This window comes from Streptomyces sp. NPDC060031 (assembly GCF_042736805.1).
In the GTDB taxonomy this organism is placed as follows: domain Bacteria; phylum Actinomycetota; class Actinomycetes; order Streptomycetales; family Streptomycetaceae; genus Streptomyces.
The window spans coordinates 1-17,332 of record NZ_JBHWVM010000062.1 but is presented as its reverse complement, the minus strand read 5'-3'; the positions used below and the strand labels follow the sequence as shown (position 1 = coordinate 17,332).

The window sequence follows — 17,332 nt, the reverse complement described above, 5'->3', positions numbered from 1 at the left end:
CCGCTCTCTGTCGGTACAAAACCCCGCCCTCCCCCCCGCCTTTTCCAACCCGCCCCACGGGGGGGGCGCCCCCCCCACCCGGCCCCCCCCGCCTCCATGTCCCGACAAGGAACCCTCGTGATCAACTTGCCGTCCCACCGACTCCCGGCCCTCGTCCGCTGGTTCCCCACCGGGGCCCCGGGCTCGGCTGCCCTGACCGAACACGTCCTGACCACCGAGGCCGGCCGCTGGTGGGTGGACCGCGTCATCCAGCCACGCGTGATCGCCGCCGATTGCGGGGACCACGTGCTGCTGCGCGGAGACCCGCAGGCTCTGACGCCGAAGAATCTCGCGGTCTTCGCGGACCACTACATCGAGGCACCGGGCCGCTTCCTTCCTCTGATCGGGGCCGCCTTCGACCGGGTCGTGCCGTGGAAGCGCATGGTGTACGTCAAGCGCTGCCCCGTACCGGCCACCCGAGCGCCCAGGGGTGTGACCGTACGGAGGCTGCATGCCAAGGACACGCGCGCGCTCACCACCCTTCCGCCCGCGATGAGCTGGATCCACCGCACCTGGGGCGGACCTGACGCGCTCGCGCGCTCCGGCTACGCCTGGGCCGCCTTCCAGGGCGACCGCATCGTGGCCGTGGCCTGCACCTACTTCCTCGGCACCACCTACGAGGACGTCGCCTGCGTCACCGTGCCCGACCCGCGCCTCCAGTACCTGGCACTCGACTGCATCAACGCCCTGTGCTCGGACATAGCGGCCAGAGGGCACACCCCCAGCTGGACCTGCTCGGCGAGCAACCGCCCCGGCCGCCTGCTCGCCTGGACCGCCGGCTTCCGTCCCGAGCGGGAGTACGCCCACTACGCCGTCGGCACACCGGCGGCAACCGGAAGAGTGGCCGCGGGTTGAGGGGCGATACTCGCCGCGTGGACTCCATCTACCGCAGCACGCCGGGCCGGGAGCACATCCGCCGCTGGTGCACCGACCAGCTCGACGCATGGCCGGTGCCGCACGAGCGGACCGTTGTGACCGCCAACGGAGCAGAGACCCACTTGGTGAACGCCGGCTCCGGCCCGACCACGGTGGTCTTCGTGCCGGGTACGAACTTCAACGCAGCCGCATCTCTGCCCCTGGCCACCGCCCTAGTCGCGCCCGGCCATCGGCTCGTCCTGCCGGACGTCCCCGGACAGCCCGGTCTCAGCTCCGGCGAGCGCGGGATCTCCGGCGGCCGCCTGTCCTGGTACGGCACCTGGCTGAGCGAGGTCCTCGACACTGCTGCCCCGACCGGGCCCGTGATGGTGATCGGGCACTCCTTCGGCGCCGCCATCGCCCTGTCCAGCCCGTCACCGCGCATCGACCGGCTCGTCCTCGTCTCCCCCGGCGGAGTGGGCCGGCTGCGCCGCACACCCGGGCTGCTCGCCGTCTCCGCCGCCTGGTTCGTCCGACCGACTCCGGCACGCAGCACCCGGCTCCTGCGGGCCATGCTCGCACCCGGCCACCAGCCCCGCGAGGAACTGGTGGAGTGGGTGACGCTGGTCGCACGCCACTTCCGCTCGAGTGGAGCTCCTGGCGTGGCAGACCTCCCTGGGCGGCCGTTCCCGGGCTGGTCACCACGGGAGCGCACGACACCTTCCTGCCACCGCGACGGCTCGCCCCGGCGGTCCGCACGATGCTCGGCACCGACCTGCACGTCATCCCGGACGCCGGCCACCTCGTGATCGAGGAACACCCCGGCCGGCTGGCGGCCCTTGTATGAGCGGACATCGAGCACGCCGATCTTCCCGCCCCTGCCCGCGTCCGTACTGCTCACCGGCCCCTCTCACCGGAACTCGGCCAGCCGGCGCCGCAGCCCCAGCACCGTCAACCCGGCCGTGAGCAGCAGCGACGCGCCGGCCATCGGGCCCTGCGTGGTCAGTGCCCCTCGGCCCTCCCGGACAGCGAGATCGAAGTGCCTCTGGTTGATGGCGGTGACCTGGTCCAGAGCCTTCATCCACTCCCCGAAGTGGGCGTTCGAGGTGTCAGATGCCCAGCCGATGCAGAAGACCGTGGCCTCCTGCTGCTTCCCTTCGGCCACCAGCCGCCGGAAGGTCCGGTCGTCGCGCTGGTAGACGGCGTACGCCTCGACGGTCTTCTGGGCGGCCTCCCGCTCGCCCGCGAAGGTGATGTTGTCCAGTTCGCGCCGGTACTCGCCGGTGAACCGTTTGTCCTCGTGGTTGTTCAGGTACGTGGCCCACGTGTCGGCGAGCTTCCGGTCGTACGTATCGAGTCCGACGCCCTGAATCCCGTACAGCTGATGCGACTTGTCGAGGAAGGAGAGCTCGTACGCGGGGCGGCGGTCGGGGTCCAGGAGGTAGCGGCTCTCGTCGGCGTTGGCGTCGTAGCCGATCGCTTTGGACCGTGACAGCGCGATGACGGAGTCGAAGGAGTCGCGGCGGGCGACCTTCATCCGGTCGTAGGTGATCGTGAGCAGCTGGGCGCCGCACACGACCGCGACCACGGCGCAGAGGGTGGCGGCGATCAGTCCCGGGTTGAAGACCCGGTGGAACCGGCGCGCGAGGTGGATCTGGAGCAGTACCAGCGCGGCGATCAGCAGCACGCCGAGGACGGCTTCGGCGGTCCGCTGCACGTCGAGGTCGCCTCGCGCTGCGACGTACTGCCGCTCGTACACCGCATTGTTGGCGTCAACGAGCTTGCGTGCCTCCGGGAGCAGCCGCCCCGTGAGGAGGTCGGTCGCGGTCCGGTAGTCCTCGCGGGCGGCGTCCTTGCCGCCGGGCCGGCTGTCGTTCTCCAGCGCCCGTCCGATCAGCTCCTGGTAGTGCGCGAAGTCATCGGTGAGCCGCACGACGGTCGCCTCGGTGGCCGGGTCGCCTTCCGAGGCGGCGGCGAGCGTGCGCAGGGAGCGGCTGATGATCTCCTGGGCGTCTCCGTAGTAGCCGCTCGCCTTGGCGTACGAATCTTCCAGGCGCCCCTTGCCGGTACCGGAATCACCACTGGAGAGCAGGATGTTGGCCGTCTGCGCGTCCATGTCGTTGAGTGCGAGGTTGAGCCGGGTCGCGGAGACGGTACGGGGCGCGTCGTGCTGGGCCGTTTCGTCCCAAGCGGTGGTCGCGCCCGTCGCCGCGACCGCGAGCAGGATCAGCAGCCCGGTGGCAAGCAGCACGCACGCCGCGCGAGCGAGGCGCAGCCGGCCGGGCAAGGTGGCCCAGTAGCGGTCGGCGAGCAGGCGGGCCGCCCGGGCGATCATGGTGGGAGGCCGTGGTCCCGGCGGCCCTCCTCCCAGCTCCCCTCCGGACGGCGAACGTGGGACGCTCACGCGACGGGCGTCCGGTGCGGGGCTCTGCGTGACATTCTCTGGAGCCCCCGCTCCCTGGGTCTGTTCGGTACCGGCGGTGATCGTCACTCGCGCTCCAGCTCGCACCCGGGCCGTTCGTACGGCCCTGCGTGCACGCCAGCATCTGGCTCAACAGTTCGACCCACCAGGCACGTTGATGGTCTTCATACGCGGGGAGACGCAGAATTGACGGGGCCTTGACGGCGTGCCCGATCCGTCGGCTCCGCTGCACTCACGCCTCGAAGCGGTACCCCATGCCGGGGGCGGTGATCAGATGGCGCGGGTGTGACGGGTCCGCCTCCAGCTTCCGCCTGAGGTGAGCCATGTACACCCGCAAGTAGTTGGTCTGCGTTCCGTAGGACGAACCCCACACCTCCTGGAGCAGACGCCGCTGGCTGACGAGCCGGCCCCGGTTGCGGGTCAGGGCCTCCAGCAGATGCCATTCCGTCGGCGTGGGCCTGATGCTCTTCCCTCTGCGCCTCGCCTTCTTCGCGAGCAGGTCGACGGTGAACTCCTCGGTCTCGACGACCGCTTCGTTCGCTGCGGCCGACTCCTGAGTCGGTGTGCGGCGGATGACGGCTCCCAGCCGGGCCAGCAGTTCGTCCATGCTGAAGGGCTTGGTGATGTAGTCGTCGGCGCCCGCGTCCAGGGCCTGGATCTTCTCCTCGGAGCCGTGGCGGGCGGAGACCACCAGGACGGGCACTTTCGACCATCCGCGCAGTTGCTTGATCACCTCGATCCCGTCCATGTCGGGCAGTCCGAGGTCCAGAAGGACCACGTCCGGGCGGCAGGCCGCCACGGCCTCCAGGGCCGTACCCCCGTCCTGCGCGCAGTCCACGTCGTACTTCCGCGCCTTCAGATTGATCACCAGCAACCGCGCAAGCTGCGGTTCGTCATCGACCACGAGCACCCGGGGCATTGGCGGGCCGCCTTCCTGTTGTACGTCCTGTGAGTACGGATAACCGGAGGGAACAGCGGTTTTCGGCCGCTTCGGCAGGCGTTGACGACGTCCATACGGCCGTGGGTGCGACTTTGACGGCTTCCTTACGGCGAGGCTCGCGCGGCAGTGCACGGGACGGCCCGTCCGTGATGCGTCCCGGCTCCAGCCCGACCCCCCGCGGTCCGGACTGGGCGTGGTCTCGGCGCTGATCGTCACGCGCCCTCCAACCTCGCATCACGGACGGTCGTCCGCTTCCCCTGCCACTCAGTCTGCGATCACCGCCATGTGCCAACGCACCACGTTGACGCCCCTCTTACGGCAAACCCGCACTTCCTGACGCGCTGCTGATGGCGGGCATCGGGGTGTCGTAAATGAGTCGTAAACACCACCGGCATCGGACGTAGCATCGGTGCGTTTGCTGTGATCTACGTGGTTCACGAGGGGGAATGTCATGGGCGTCGGCGGCAGGCAACGGGGGAGGTTCTTCGCCCTTGTTGCAGGTGGGGCGGTTCTTGCCTCGGGTGCGGGGTTGTACGGATTGAGCGCGACGGGCAGCTGGCCGTTCCGCTCGAGCTATTGCTGGGGGGCGTGGCAGGAGGACAGTGGTCCGTCCTTCCTCGGTGATGAGGCGCTCGGCAAGTCCGGCTCCGCGCGCCGGGCCACCGAGTCGGCGCCGCCCTCGTCCACCAGGCCGACCGCCACGTGCACGGTCACCGTCGCCTCGTCGATCGCCGATGACGACTCCACCGAGCCGCTCACCTTCGATGAGCGCGTCACCCTCACGTACGGCCCCGTCCCGGCCTCGGCCGAGGAGCGCCGTGCGTGGATAGCCCACTTCTTCGACGGTTCGGCCTCGCCGTTGCCCGACGGACTCAACGGGCTGGTCGGCGGCGATCGGGCCATCCTGGTGCTGCCCGAGGCCTGTGATGTGGACGGCAGACCGTCCGCGGTCACCATCCGGAGCGAGAGCTGGGGCGACGGCCACCTGGGGAAGAAGGCCATGCCCTTCACCATCGGAAACCGGATGGACGTCGCCCGGATGCTGCTGGACGCGGCCGGCACCTCTGCCTCGAAGGCGGGCTGCAAGCACGCCAAGCCGCTGCGCCTGTCCTCGCCGATGGTGGTCACCGTGGAGAAGGACGAGAGGGCCTCCAGTCCCCTGTGCAGGATTCCGGGGGTGACTTTCGAGTTCGGAAAGGACTCCGCCTATCAGCAGCAGGTGGGCGTGGTCGGTGAGCGGCTCCAGACCTGTTCGGTGGTGTGGCGCTCCCGGGGGGTGCCCGATGAGCCGGCGGCGCAGTTCGTGATGGCGTCCGAGCCCCGCATGGTCGCACTGTTCGACGGGCTTCCCGAGGGCAACGGTCAGGGACTGGTGCGGGCCACCTGTGGCGGTCGGCGGACCGTGTTCTACGGGAACGTCGAGCCCGGCCTCAAGGGCCGGAGCCGCCCGGACGACCAGCAGGTCTTCGCGAACTTCACCGCGTCCGTGAGCAAGCGCATCGGGTGCCAGGCCGGGGAGAACCGGTGACCGCAGACAACAACGGCAGCGTGGCGGACAACGGAGAGAGCGTGACACCGGCAGTGGACAGCGAAACGACCCCTGCCCGGCAGCCGGACAAGGAACTGGACCTGGTTCCCTCGGTCCCCTCTCCCGCGCGGCCCTCGTTGTTGCGCCGGCTGCTGCGGAACCACACGGTGCGGGCCACCGCCGCAGGCGTCCTGGTCGGCGGCCTGCTCGGGGCCGGCGCCGTCGCCTGGCGTACGGACACCCTGCCGCTGCTCGGCCCCGCCCCCTGCTGGGATTCCCTCAGCGACTCGACCGTGTCCTCCCTCTTCGGCGACCGCAGGACCGAGGTCGAGGAGCAGGTGCTGCAGACCGACCCCCACGGCCAAGGACTGTCCTACGGCCAGTGCCGCATCACCAGTTACAAGGACGACAGGGCCAGAAGGCAGCTGACCGTACGGGTGCACAAGCTGGACGGTCTCTACGGAAGCGACGGGCGGCAGTGGCCCGAGGAGTTCCTCGCGGCCGGCATGGTGGCACTCGGGGAAGGCCTGCCGGGCATGGCCTCCTCCTCCCGCGCCTGGCTGGCGCTTCCCCAGTCCTGCACCGGCAGGCCCGCCCAGTTCGAGGGCCCGGTCGTGGTCGACGTCGGCATGGGACCTGCGGGCCTTGACGTCTCGTCGGAGTACGAGAGGGAGGACCGCGCCGCTCTGGCGCACGCTGCGGTGGATGCGGCCAACGGCGTCATACGCGAGCTGGGCTGCTCGGGGGTCTACCGGTCACCGGACCTGCCGAAGGACGTCGTCGCATGGCGGGAGACACAGCCGGACGCCTTCTGCGGGATCAAGGGCCTCGCCCTCCCCGCTGCCTACCGCGAGAGCCTGTCACGTTCCCGGGTCAGCGGCGACGGCGGCGCTGCCCGGGTCTGCGAGGCCGTCGGCAGCTACCCCAGGGCTGCCGTTCGGATGACGACCGTCGTGGACCCGGCACTGGCCGAGGTCTTCTCCCAGGACCTCCTCAAGGGCGGCTCGCCCTTCAAGGGCACCAACGGGTTCGGCTCGTTCAACGTGAGCCGGGCCGTGTACCGGGCGCGGTGCCAGAGCGGGGACGTGATCTTCATGCTGGAGCAGAAGGACGGGTTCGGGGAGCAGGACTTCACGTTCGTCCGCGACCTGCTGCCCGCCTATGTCGAGGCGGAGTCCAGCCGTATCGGCTGCGGCCAGGAGAAGGTGACACTGCCCCGCGGGTGAGCCGCGGGTGGCGGAGCGGGTTGTGCGGCCCGTGATCGGTAACACCCGTCGTGGCCGGGGCCGGTCATGCCGGCATCAGAGCTGTGTCAAGGACTGGGCGATCTCCTTGATCCCTGTCTCGCCAAGCAGTTGGATGAACGAGGTGAACAGCGGTCTGCTCCATGACGACCGGCCACCGCATACGGTGCGCCCGGCCTCGCGCGCTGCTCACCTGCCGGTGCGCTGACGCACCGATCGCAATCCGCGTCCGCCAACAGTCACCCGTATGACGGGCGGCCGCTTCCGTCCCGTGCCTGCCCCCGCCCCGGGCAGGCACGGGACCTCGCACGCACCTACTCGCCCAACCTGCAGGTGCCTGCGCCCGTCGGCCACCACGCCTTGAGGCGAGCCACGGCCCGGAGCTGAGCGGCCTCCTGCCCTGTACCGCCCGCTCCCCCTGCCCGAGAACCCGTTGCCGCTCCACCTGGAGACATTCGTGATCGAGATCTCCCCGCAGCAGCTCCCCGCCCTGAGCCGTTGGTTCCCCACCGGCTCCCCTGGTCCCGTGGCTCTCGCCGAGCACGTACTGACGACGGGCGTCGGCCTCTGGTGGGCCGACCGCCCCCACCTGCCTCGCGTCCTCGCCGTCAGCTGCGGGGACCACGTGCTGCTGCGCGGCGATCCGGGCGTGCTCGCCCAGGACGCCCTGACCCGGTTCGCCGGCCGGTACGTAGAGACGCCCGCCCGGTTCTGGCCGTCGCTCGGCTCGGCATTCGAACGCGTCGTCCCCTGGGAACGGATGCTGTACGTCCACCAGCCTCAGGCACCGGTGTCCCTCCCCCGCACCCCGCGTGGCGTAACGGTGCGGCGGCTGACTCCCCAAGACGTTCCGGCACTGGCCGCGATGGACTCCGAGAACGCCTGGATTCATGCCAGTTGGGGCGGACCCGGCGGGCTCGCCGCCTCCGGCCACGGCTGGGCCGCGTTCGCCAAGGGTCGGGTCCTCTCCGTCGCCTGCACCTACTTCCTCGGCAGCGCCTACGAGGACATCGCGGTCGTCACCGTGCCCGATCGCCGCCGTGAGCGCCTCGCACTGGCCTGCGTCGCCGGCCTGACGGCCGACATCCAGGCCCGTGGACACACCGCAAGCTGGTGCTGCTCACGTGACAACCGACCCAGCCGGTTGCTGGCCTGGACGGCCGGCTTCCGGCTGACCCGTGAATACGTCCACCACGTCACCGGCCGGGCCTTGGCAGAGGAGGTCGGGCACAGGCCAGCGGAGCGCCGCCCCGCCACCGCGCCCGCCCTCGCATCGTGATGACGGGGTGACGCCCGCGCGCCGACTCAGTGGGTGCGCTGCCCGCCCAGGGCGTTCAGCAGGGCGGCGCCTCGTTCGGCATCGTCCACGCTCACCGCGAACTCGTTCCCCCGCCGGGGGCGGATCACCAGGCACTCGCCGGCGCGGAGCATCACCGTCGTGCCCATACCGCTCAGCCGATACCCCCATCCCCCCACCTGGGCGGGGGTGCGCTTTTCGGCACGCGCCGATTCGATGTCCTCGGCCGGCCAGCGCCGCACCGGCCAGCCGAGCGGACCGAAGGCCACGGCCAAGCCCTTCTCGGTGACACGCGCCTGTACGCAGGCACACGAGAGAGCCGCGACGGAGACCGTGGCGAACGGTGCGACGACCGCCCACTCCACCTCGATCAGGCCGCTCACCGCGACGAGTACGGCAGCGAGCGCGAGCAGCCCGGACAGGGCGCCGATCCAGCGGAGCCACGGGTTCGTCGTACGGGAAAGCCACACGAACCTCTCGCCGGCCGGAACGTCCATGCTCGGACCGCCCGCAACCGCGTGCGGCGCCGCAGCCGGCCCGCGGCGGGCAACCGCCCACCCGGCCAGCCCCGCCACCGTCGCCACCCCGAACGTCAGCACCGTCCACAGACTCACGGAATCGGCATCCCGCCAGTCCGTGTGATCCAGGTTCGCCCGGACAATGGATGCCTGCGCACCGGCGAGGAGGACACCGCTGGACAGCAGTGCGGCTACGGGCCAGCCACGGATCGCCGGGCTTGAAGCCGCTCCCTCACTCCGCCGCGCAAGCACCACGGTCAGCAGCACCAGGAACAGCCAGATGAGCGCCGGAAACAGCGCGGCTGCCCACAGCGGCATGGAGCCGTCCGGTCCGCCGGAGCCGGCGCCCCAGTGAGTCGCCAACCGCTCTGGCAGCCGGTCACCGGCGGCCCAGGGAAGTGCGACGAGCGCGGCTAAGACCGCCACGGCCCAGATCGCAACACCCCACCATTCCCCACCCCTTCGCTCCGTACTGTCTTTCATTCCAGCCCCCTGATCATTTCCATGAGATCGGCCTTGCTGTAGCCCAGATGCGCCGCGTCACCGACCAGTTCGCGCACGCGGTCGAGCAACACCGAGCGCTGGTCCGCCCCCTCGGCCACGGTCACACCGCGACCGCGCCGGAACTCCAGCAGTCCCTCGTCGCGGAGCCCACGAAGACCGCGGAGGACCGTGTTGACGTTCACACCCAACACCTGGGAGAGATCTCGCGCCGATGGCAGGCGGTCACCCGGGGCGCACTCACCCTCGGCGATGGCACGTCTGATCGCACCCGCGACCTGCTCGTGCAGAGGGCGGTTGTCCGCGATGTTCAGCTTCAACAGCATGGTGCCAATGAAACTATCACCATCGTCACCAAGGAGGGATGCCCAGGGGATCCACCAGGCAAAACCCGTGTGGGCGGCCGCTCGCATCATCTCGCCAAGTCCAGCCGCGCCTCCTCCAGGTCCAGGGAGCGCTGAAGGCGTCGGCGGGTGGTGTCGCTGATGTGGTGTTCGTCGTAGAGACGCTGGAGTTCCACGGCCTCCACCCGGATCAGGTCACGGCGCAGCAGCCGATAGACCTGGTCTGCGGATTCAGCCAGGTCGGCTTCCTCCAGGCGGTCGCGGGCGTGTTCGAGCCGGGCCTGGAGGCTGCGCCGGAGCCGGTCGGCAACGACGTCCGGTACCGCTTCAAGGTCGGACACCTCGTCCAGCCGACGGATGCCGGCTGCGGCAAGGGCGCACCGGGCGGAGGCCTCCTCCCGTTCGGTGTGATCCGGTTCGAGGGCGATTCCGGAGCGACGGACCACGTCGGCCAGGGTGAAGCCCTGGGCGACGAGGGTGACCACCACCACCGACGTGGTCAGGACGAGCACGAGCGGGCGCTGGCCCAGGAGGCTGCCGTCGCCCTCCGCGACCGGGATGGAGAGAGCCGCGGCCAGTGGGACGACGCCGCGCGTGCCCGCCCAGGTCAGCACGGCCGGGACGCGCCAGGAGGGACGTACGCCCGCGTTCCGCTGGACGACGGCCGAGAGCGGCAGGACCCACAGCAGGCGAACGGTGATCAAGGTCGCGGCGACCGCCAGCGCGTACAGCGGCCAGAGCCCGTCGGCAGCGGTCAGCGCGGCGACCTGGCCGGGCAGGGTGAGGCCGATCAGGCTAAAGACGACGCTCTCCAGCAGGAAGACCACGGTGCCGTTGACGGCGTGCAGCTGGATCCGTATGCGGGCATTGGTGAACCGGTCCGCCCGGCCTCCGAGCACCACGCCCGCCACGACAACGGAGGTCACGCCGGACGCGTGCACCGCTTCGGCCAGCACGTAGGCGGCGTACGGGGTCACCAGGGCGATGACGGTCTCCAGTACGGGGTCCTCGGTCCTGCGGCGGATCAGCGCCACGACCCCGGCGACCGCTCCTCCGACGAGGGTGCCGCCGCCGGCGAGCAGCGCGAACTCAGTGCCCGACGGAAGCCGCGGCGACGACGACCGCGACCCGGAAGAGGACGAGCGACGTGGCATCGTTGAAGAGGCTCTCGGCCTGCACGAGGACCTGGACACGGGGAGGCAGGGCGAGGCGCCGACCGAGCGCGGTGACCGCCACCGGGTCCGTACTCGCGAGGACGGCCCCCAGGACCAGCGCCATCTGCCAGGTCAGCGGGGTGAGCAACGACGCGACCAGACCCACCGCGGCCGCCGAGGCCAAGACCAAACCCACCGCGAGCACGCTGACCGGCTTCCATACCAGCCGCAGCTCGCGCCAGGACAGTTCCTCGGCGCTGGCGTACAGCAAGGGCGGCAGAACGATGAGGCCGATGACCTCCGGACTGACCCGGATCTCCGGAGTGCCCGGTATCAGCGCCACGACGAGGCCGGCGACAACGAGCAGCGAGGGCGCGGGGATTCGCCAGCGGCGGGCACCCGTGGCCACGACCGTGGCCAGCACCACGAGGAACAAGACCGTACCGACGCTGCGCATTCCGCCCCCACCCGAGTCGACGCGGACCATGCGGTCACACGACGCCGACCAGGCTTCCCGGCACACCGCCTTCACCCTATCGATGCAACGGCCGTCAATACACCGTCAAAGTCCCGGTCGACTCGCGTCAGGAGTGCGTCAGGGCCGTTTCCTTCGTGTCATCGCTGATGTTCGCTGGTGAAGTTGAGGACGTGCGGAGGAGTCGGGTACGGGTGAGCACGGAAACTGTCGTAGGCATCATCGTCGCGGTCAGCCTGGTCGGGTACCTGGTCCTGGCCTTGTTCTTCCCCGAGAAGTTCTGAGCATGACGACCACGCACGAGGCGGGCCCGGTGGCCGACGCGGGACACCCTGCCGTACGGCCGGGGAGGCTCAAGGTCTTTCTGGGTGCGGCCCCCGGCGTCGGCAAGACGTACCGGATGCTCGACGAGGCACACCGCCGGGCCGCCCGCGGCGCGGATGTGGTGGCCGGTTTCGTGGTGTGCCACCGGCGCCGGCACACCGAGGAGAAGCTCGACGGCCTGGAGATCCTCCCGTCGGCCGGACAGGAATACCGTGGCGGTCGGTACACGGAGTTGGACCGTGAAGCGCTGCTGGCGAGGCGGCCGCAGGTGGTGCTGATCGACGAACTCGCCCATACCAATGTCCCTGGGGGCGGCCGGCACCCGAAGCGGTGGCAGGACGTCGAGGACATCCTCGCCGCCGGAATCGATGTCGTCACCACGCTCAACATCCAGCACCTGGAGTCGCTGAGCGACGTCGTCGAGAAGATCACCGGAGTCCCGCAGCGCGAGACGGTGCCTGATGAGTTCGTGCGCCGCGCCCATGAGGTCGAGCTGGTCGACATACCCCCCGAGGGACTTCGGCGCCGCATGGCACACGGCAACATCTATCCCCCGGAGCGGATCGACGCCTCGCTCGCCAACTACTTCCGCCCCGGCAATCTCATCGCGCTGCGGGAGCTGGCCCTGCTGTGGCTGGCCGGGAGGGTGGACGAGGCCCTCCACAAGTACCGTACCGAGCACGGCATCGGAGATGTCTGGGAGACCCGGGAACGCGTCGTGGTCGCCCTCACCGGCGGTCCCGAGGGCGAGACCCTCATCCGTCGCGCGGCACGCATCGCCGGCCGGTCCGCCGGCGGTGAACTGCTCGCCGTGCACATCGCGCGCAGCGACGGGCTCGCCTCCGGGGTCTCGCACGCGGCTCTGGCCGGCCAGCGGGCCCTCGTCGAGCACCTGGGCGGCAGCTACCACTCCGTCGTCGGCGACGAAGTGCCCACCGCGCTGGTGGACTTCGCGATGGCGGAGAACGCCACCCAGCTCGTCCTCGGTACGAGCCGCCGCCGTCGGCTGGAACGTTTCCTCACCGGACGCGGGATCGGCGAGACCGTCGTGGCGCTGTCCGAGGACATCGACGTCCACATGGTCACGCACGAGCGGGCGGGCCACGGCCGGCTACTCCCGTCCCGGCGCCGTACTCTCCCCACCTCCCGGCTCATCGCCGGACCCGTGGCCGGTGTGGTGCTCCCGGTGATGCTCACCCTCGGCCTCGACCGCATGCGCGGCACACTGAACCTCACCAGCGAGGCGCTGCTCTTCCTGGTGGCCGTCGTGGGCGTGGCCTGCATCGGCGGAGTGGCCTCCGCCCTGATCGCGGCGCTGACCGCCGCGCTGCTCCTCAACTACTGGTTCATGCCGCCCATAGGCGAGTTCACCATGAGCGACCCGGACAGCGTGCTGGCGTTGGTGGTCTTCGCCGTCGTCGCCGCCACCGTGGCCGCCGCGGCGGACAGGTCCTTGCGGCTCTCCCGCCGTGCGGCTCGGGCCACGGCCGAGGCGGAGACGATGTCGTCCCTCGCCGGCAGCATCGTCCGCGGCGACCAGACGATCCCGGCGCTGCTGGAACGTACGCGTGAAACATTCGGCATGGACACCGTCGAGCTGGCTCCCGAAGCCTGCGACACAGGGGGCGCGACGGACCCCGCCCTCGTGGTGGCGGCGGGCCCCGAGGCCTTCCTCGTTCTGCGCGGCCGTACAATGCCGTCCTCCGAACGCCGCGTGCTGGCCGCCTTCGCCGCGCACGTCGGCGCGGCCGTCGAGCGGGCCCGGCTGGCCGAGGCCGCCGCCGAGGTCGAACCCATCAAGGCGGCCGACCGCCTACGCACCGCCCTGCTCCGGGCCGTCAGCCACGACCTGCGGACCCCCTTGTCAGGGGCGCTGGCCGCGGTCAGCTCACTGCGCAACCAGGAGATCGAGTTCTCTGCCGAGGACCGCGCGGAACTGCTGGCCTCCGCCGAGGTGTCTCTGAACCGGCTCAACCGCCTGGTGGAGAACCTGCTCGATCTCAGCCGCCTCCAAGCCGGCGCCCTCACGCTCGACCTGCGGGCCACCACACTGGAGGAAGTCCTGCCGGCCGCGCTGGACTCGCTGGACCTGACGCCCGATGGCGGGCCCGCCGTCGATGTGCAGAACCTCGAATCGGTACCGGCGCTTCAGGCCGACCCGCCGCTGCTGGAACGGGTGCTGGCCAACCTCGTCGGCAACGCGGTCCGCCACGCACCCGCGGAGCGCCCGGTGCTGGTGACAGCCAGCGCCCTGGCCGGGCGGGTCGACATCAGGATCGCCGACCGGGGCCCCGGGATCGCTGCCGACGACCGCGAGCGCGCCTTCGAACCTTTCCAGCGCCTCGGCGACCGCGACAACACCGCCGGACTCGGCCTCGGCCTCGCCCTGGCCAGGGGACTCACCGAAGCCATGGACGGCACGCTCACACCCGAGGACACCCCCGGCGGAGGACTGACCATGGTCCTGTCCCTGCCGATCGCCACCGATGCGACAGCAGGGCGGTTCTGACCGCATGTCCGCAACCCTCCAGCTCCGAGCGCGAGGCGGGCAGCGCTCCGCACACATGATCATTTGTGGTGACGACGGCCTCGCACACCGTCTGGCACAGGAACTCGACGCCGTGTGCGGCGAGGCTGTCACGGTCGTCCTGCCGTCGCGCCGCGAGGGGCACGGCGCCGAGGTCGTCGCCCTGCACCGGGATCCGCGCTCCCCCGTGGAGCTGCTCATCTCCGCGCGGCCCGACGAGCAGACCCTCCGGGAGGCCGGCGTCGAGCGTGCTGCGGCGCTTGCCCTCACCTACGGCGACGACCAGATCAACATGACGGCTGCCCTGCTCGCCCGCAGCATCAATCCGTCCGTACGCCTGGTCATCCGCATGTTCAACCGGGACCGCGGTCGCCATCTCGAACTGCTCCTCGACCGGGCAGCAGCCGCGCACGCCGGGGAGGACGACGCGTTCATCGACGCGTCCACGACGGTGCTCTCCGACGCCGACACGGCCGTCCCCGAATTGGTGGCCGCCGCGGCAGTCGGGCACGGGCCCACCCTCCAGGTCGAGGGCAAGGTGTTCCGCGGGGTGGTCCGCCCCGCCGGAACTCCGCCCCACGCGACGGACCTGGCCACGCTCGCCGTTCTCTCCGGTACGCACATGGACGACCCGATGGGCGAGGACAGCGCTGAAACGCCGGGCGCCAACGGCACCCAGCTGCTGCCCGACACCGCGACCGCCTACCACCGGCAGTTCACGCACGGTCGGCTCATGCTCGAAGAGGTGACCCACCACCACGCGCCGGCGTCCCCCGCCAGGCGGCGGGCCTATCGGGGCTGGCTGAGCGACCGGCTCGGGCACCTGCCCTGGAAGATCTTCGTCTCCCGCGAAGTGACCGCCGTCTTCGGTGTGCTCGCCGCAGCCGTGCTGCTACTGGCCACGGCGACGGCTGTCGTGGAGGACGGACCGCTGTGGAAGTCGGTGTACCTGCCACTGCTGGACATCTTCACCATGGGCGACCCGGCAACCGAAGACTCCACGGCCCGCCAGGTCCTCCAGCTCATCGCGGGTTTCGTCGGCCTGGCCGTACTCCCTCTCGTGGTGGCCGCCGCCATGAACGCCACCCTGGCCTTCCGCACGGCATCGGCCAACCACGTACCGGATACGGGTCTGCACGACCACATCGTCCTGGTCGGACTCGGCAAGATCGGCACGCGCGTCCTGGCGCAGCTGTGTACGACCGACCACAAGGTCGTGGTCATCGAGCGAGACCCGCAGGCCCGAGGGGTCGTGCTGGCACGCGAGCTCGGCGTGCACCTGCTGCTCGAGGACGCCGCCGCTCCCGGAGTCCTCGATCTCGCCCGCATCGGCACCAGCAAGTCATTGCTGGTCCTCACCCACGACGACGGCGAGAACCTCGACATCGTGATGGCCGCACGCGAGAGCAACCCCCATGTGCGCGCCGTGATGCGCCTGTACGGCGACGACTTCGCCGCCACCGTCTCCCGCACCATGCGCGCCGGTTACCCGGACGCGCTCACCCGCAGCCGCAGCGTCTCGGCGCTGGCCGCGCCCTCCTTCGCCGCCGCGATGATGGGCCGCCACGTGCTGGGGGTCATGCCTGTGGAGCGCGGATCCCTGCTCTTCACCGTCGTGGACGTCGCCGGCCACCCGGAACTCGAAGGGCACTCCATACACGAGGCCTTCAAGGAACACGAGTGGCGCGTACTCGCCGTCGGCCCCGCGACCAACCGCCGGTCGGCCTCCTCGACGGACACACTCGGCGGATTCCGCACGGACCGGCCTGCCTTCAACTGGCGACCACCACACGGACGGGTCCTGCGCCACGACGACCGCGTCGTGCTGGTGACCACACGCCGCGGCCTGGACATTCTAATGACCGGTGTCTAGCCACGCCCCGCAGGCCGCCGGCCTCATCCGGCCCAATGATCTCGCTTAGACCGAAATCGCTCACCGAACAAGTCACTTTCACCACGGGGGTCCTATGTCATTCGATGCCGAATGGGCAGAGCTCAAGTCAGCCGCTGCTGCGAACCAGACGGCAATGCGGCTCAATCAGCTCGATCCCGGAGGGGGCGGCGGCCCCGGGCCACAGGGGGATCTGGTGGTCACCCAGAAGGACCTGGCGGCAGTAGGTAACGCCGCGTTCAAGCTGCGGCAGAGGCTCGGCACCGATGGGGACTCAAGCGGTCTGGAGGAGCGGTTTCGGTGTGATGTGTGTGCTGGTGAGGTGCTTGTAGACCTCGCGGGCGATGAAGCGTTTGAGGCAGCGCAGGATGTCCTTCTTCGACATGCCTTGGGCTGTCCGGCGGGCGACGTAGTCCTTTGTGCGGTCGTCGTAGCGCATGCGGACGAGGGCGATCATGTGGAGGGCGTTGTTGGCGGCGCGGTCTCCGCCCCGGTCGAGGCGGTGGCGGTTGGTGCGGCCTGATGACGCGGGGACGGTGGCTGCCGCGCACAGGTGCGCGAACGATGCCTCCGACCGGAGCCGTTCGGGGTTGTCGCCCGCGGTGATGAGGAGCTGGCCCGCCGTCTCGGTCCCGACTCCGAGGAAGGCGACCAGCTCCGGGGCGGCCTGGGCGACCAGGGGCCCCAGCTCGGCGTTGGCGTCGCTGATCTCCTCGGTGAGGTACTCGTGGCGGCGGGCCAGACGCCGCAGCGCGACCCGGACCGTGTGTATCGGGTCGCTGGTCTGGCCGGTGGGGCGGGACCGTGCGAGCGTGCGGATCAGTTCGCTGGTGGGCAGGCCACGCAGTTTCTCTCGGACCTCGCTGGGGGCGGTGACGATCAGGGTGCGGATCTGGTTGATGGTCTGGGTGCGGGACTTGACGGCGCTGCGGCGCACCACACGCAGGGAGCGGATGGCCTCCACGACGCCGTCGCGGGTCTTGGGGGTGCCGCCGGCCCGGCCGGAGAGCACGGCGGTCGCCGCGGCGTAGGCGTCGACGGGGTCGGACTTGCCGTTGGCGCGGCGGGCCCTGCGGTCGGGCCGGTCTACGTCGACGACGGTGATCTGCTCTGCCCGCAGGTGGCGCGCGAGCTCGGCGCCGTAGGCGCCCGTCCCCTCGACGGGTGCGCCGGTAGGTGGCCGGCAGACGGTTCGGCCTTGTCTTCTCGGCCCAGCAGGAGCCGGCGGTGGGGCGGATTCCCAAGGGGCCGAACTCGTCGAACGCGAAGGTGC

Annotated in this window: 13 protein-coding genes and 2 pseudogenes; 8 read left to right on the top strand and 7 right to left on the bottom strand. The window is 70.5% G+C overall.

Annotation, left to right across the window (positions count from 1 at the left end):
• The first annotated feature begins 117 nt into the window (after positions 1-117).
• Both ACFWB8_RS24925 and ACFWB8_RS24920 read left to right on the top strand, forming a co-directional pair.
• A complete protein-coding gene (locus tag ACFWB8_RS24925) occupies positions 118-894 on the top strand; it encodes a GNAT family N-acetyltransferase (RefSeq protein ID WP_385231126.1) in 777 nt (258 codons plus the stop codon).
• Between the two features lie 17 nt (positions 895-911).
• Positions 912-1,703, top strand: coding sequence for an alpha/beta hydrolase (locus ACFWB8_RS24920; protein ID WP_385231123.1), 792 nt, complete (start codon positions 912-914; stop codon positions 1,701-1,703).
• Between the two features lie 101 nt (positions 1,704-1,804).
• Here ACFWB8_RS24920 and ACFWB8_RS24915 read toward each other — a convergent pair whose 3' ends face one another.
• Together ACFWB8_RS24915 and ACFWB8_RS24910 are read right to left on the bottom strand one after the other, a co-directional pair.
• Positions 1,805-3,229 carry a hypothetical protein gene (locus ACFWB8_RS24915; protein ID WP_385231120.1) on the bottom strand — a complete coding sequence of 475 codons (1,425 nt, stop codon included), beginning with the start codon at positions 3,227-3,229 and terminating at the stop codon, positions 1,805-1,807.
• Between the two features lie 319 nt (positions 3,230-3,548).
• Positions 3,549-4,235 carry a response regulator transcription factor gene (locus ACFWB8_RS24910; RefSeq protein ID WP_385231117.1) on the bottom strand — a complete coding sequence of 229 codons (687 nt, stop codon included), beginning with the start codon at positions 4,233-4,235 and terminating at the stop codon, positions 3,549-3,551.
• 559 nt (positions 4,236-4,794) lie between these two features.
• Between ACFWB8_RS24910 and ACFWB8_RS24905 the strand changes: the two genes are divergently transcribed.
• The 3 genes from ACFWB8_RS24905 to ACFWB8_RS24895 all read left to right on the top strand — a co-directional run bounded on the left by ACFWB8_RS24905 (position 4,795) and on the right by ACFWB8_RS24895 (position 8,307).
• On the top strand, positions 4,795-5,784 hold the full coding sequence (locus ACFWB8_RS24905; protein ID WP_385231114.1) for a hypothetical protein: 990 nt from the start codon (positions 4,795-4,797) through the stop codon (positions 5,782-5,784).
• Positions 5,781-7,010, top strand: a complete 1,230-nt coding sequence (locus ACFWB8_RS24900; RefSeq protein ID WP_385231111.1) for a hypothetical protein — start codon at positions 5,781-5,783, stop codon at positions 7,008-7,010. Before ACFWB8_RS24905 ends, ACFWB8_RS24900 begins: the two co-directional genes overlap by 4 nt.
• Before the next feature lie 475 nt (positions 7,011-7,485).
• The gene (locus ACFWB8_RS24895; protein ID WP_385231108.1) at positions 7,486-8,307 is read left to right on the top strand and encodes a GNAT family N-acetyltransferase; all 822 of its coding nucleotides are present in this window, start codon (positions 7,486-7,488) and stop codon (positions 8,305-8,307) included.
• A 26-nt stretch (positions 8,308-8,333) separates the two neighbouring features.
• Here ACFWB8_RS24895 and ACFWB8_RS24890 read toward each other — a convergent pair whose 3' ends face one another.
• The 3 genes and pseudogenes from ACFWB8_RS24890 to ACFWB8_RS24880 all read right to left on the bottom strand — a co-directional run bounded on the left by ACFWB8_RS24890 (position 8,334) and on the right by ACFWB8_RS24880 (position 11,299).
• Entirely contained in the window at positions 8,334-9,326 is a 993-nt protein-coding gene (locus tag ACFWB8_RS24890; RefSeq protein WP_385231105.1) for a DUF1648 domain-containing protein, read from the bottom strand.
• Positions 9,323-9,670, bottom strand: coding sequence for a GntR family transcriptional regulator (locus ACFWB8_RS24885; RefSeq protein WP_385231102.1), 348 nt, complete (start codon positions 9,668-9,670; stop codon positions 9,323-9,325). The genes ACFWB8_RS24890 and ACFWB8_RS24885 overlap by 4 nt, the downstream gene beginning before the upstream one ends.
• 86 nt (positions 9,671-9,756) lie before the next feature.
• Positions 9,757-11,299: pseudogene (locus ACFWB8_RS24880) on the bottom strand (Na+/H+ antiporter).
• 212 nt (positions 11,300-11,511) lie between these two features.
• Here ACFWB8_RS24880 and kdpF point away from each other — a divergent pair.
• Genes kdpF through ACFWB8_RS24865 form a run of 3 tightly spaced genes read left to right on the top strand, consistent with a single transcriptional unit; the run spans position 11,512 to position 16,041 of the window.
• Entirely contained in the window at positions 11,512-11,601 is a 90-nt protein-coding gene (gene kdpF / locus ACFWB8_RS24875) for a K(+)-transporting ATPase subunit F (protein WP_107093322.1), read from the top strand.
• Between the two features lie 2 nt (positions 11,602-11,603).
• A complete protein-coding gene (locus ACFWB8_RS24870; RefSeq protein ID WP_385231098.1) occupies positions 11,604-14,150 on the top strand; it encodes an ATP-binding protein in 2,547 nt (848 codons plus the stop codon).
• 55 nt (positions 14,151-14,205) lie between these two features.
• Complete coding sequence (locus tag ACFWB8_RS24865; RefSeq protein WP_385231095.1) at positions 14,206-16,041, top strand: NAD-binding protein; 1,836 nt, start codon at positions 14,206-14,208, stop codon at positions 16,039-16,041.
• 292 nt (positions 16,042-16,333) lie between these two features.
• Here ACFWB8_RS24865 and ACFWB8_RS24860 read toward each other — a convergent pair whose 3' ends face one another.
• Together ACFWB8_RS24860 and ACFWB8_RS24855 are read right to left on the bottom strand one after the other, a co-directional pair.
• Complete coding sequence (locus ACFWB8_RS24860) at positions 16,334-17,164, bottom strand: transposase (RefSeq protein ID WP_385231211.1); 831 nt, start codon at positions 17,162-17,164, stop codon at positions 16,334-16,336.
• A gap of 61 nt (positions 17,165-17,225) precedes the next feature.
• Positions 17,226-17,332, bottom strand: a pseudogene (locus tag ACFWB8_RS24855) (IS630 family transposase); the annotation flags it as partial.

Bases quoted from the DNA above. Each gene is read 5' to 3' on its own strand.
- ACFWB8_RS24915 (WP_385231120.1), bottom strand. From the start codon at position 3,229: ATGATCGCCCGGGCGGCCCGCCTGCTCGCCGACCGCTACTGGGCCACC.
- ACFWB8_RS24910 (WP_385231117.1), bottom strand. From the start codon at position 4,235: ATGCCCCGGGTGCTCGTGGTCGATGACGAACCGCAGCTTGCGCGGTTG.
- ACFWB8_RS24890 (WP_385231105.1), bottom strand. From the start codon at position 9,326: ATGAAAGACAGTACGGAGCGAAGGGGTGGGGAATGGTGGGGTGTTGCG.
- ACFWB8_RS24885 (WP_385231102.1), bottom strand. From the start codon at position 9,670: ATGCTGTTGAAGCTGAACATCGCGGACAACCGCCCTCTGCACGAGCAG.
- ACFWB8_RS24870 (WP_385231098.1), top strand. From the start codon at position 11,604: ATGACGACCACGCACGAGGCGGGCCCGGTGGCCGACGCGGGACACCCT.
- ACFWB8_RS24865 (WP_385231095.1), top strand. From the start codon at position 14,206: ATGATCATTTGTGGTGACGACGGCCTCGCACACCGTCTGGCACAGGAA.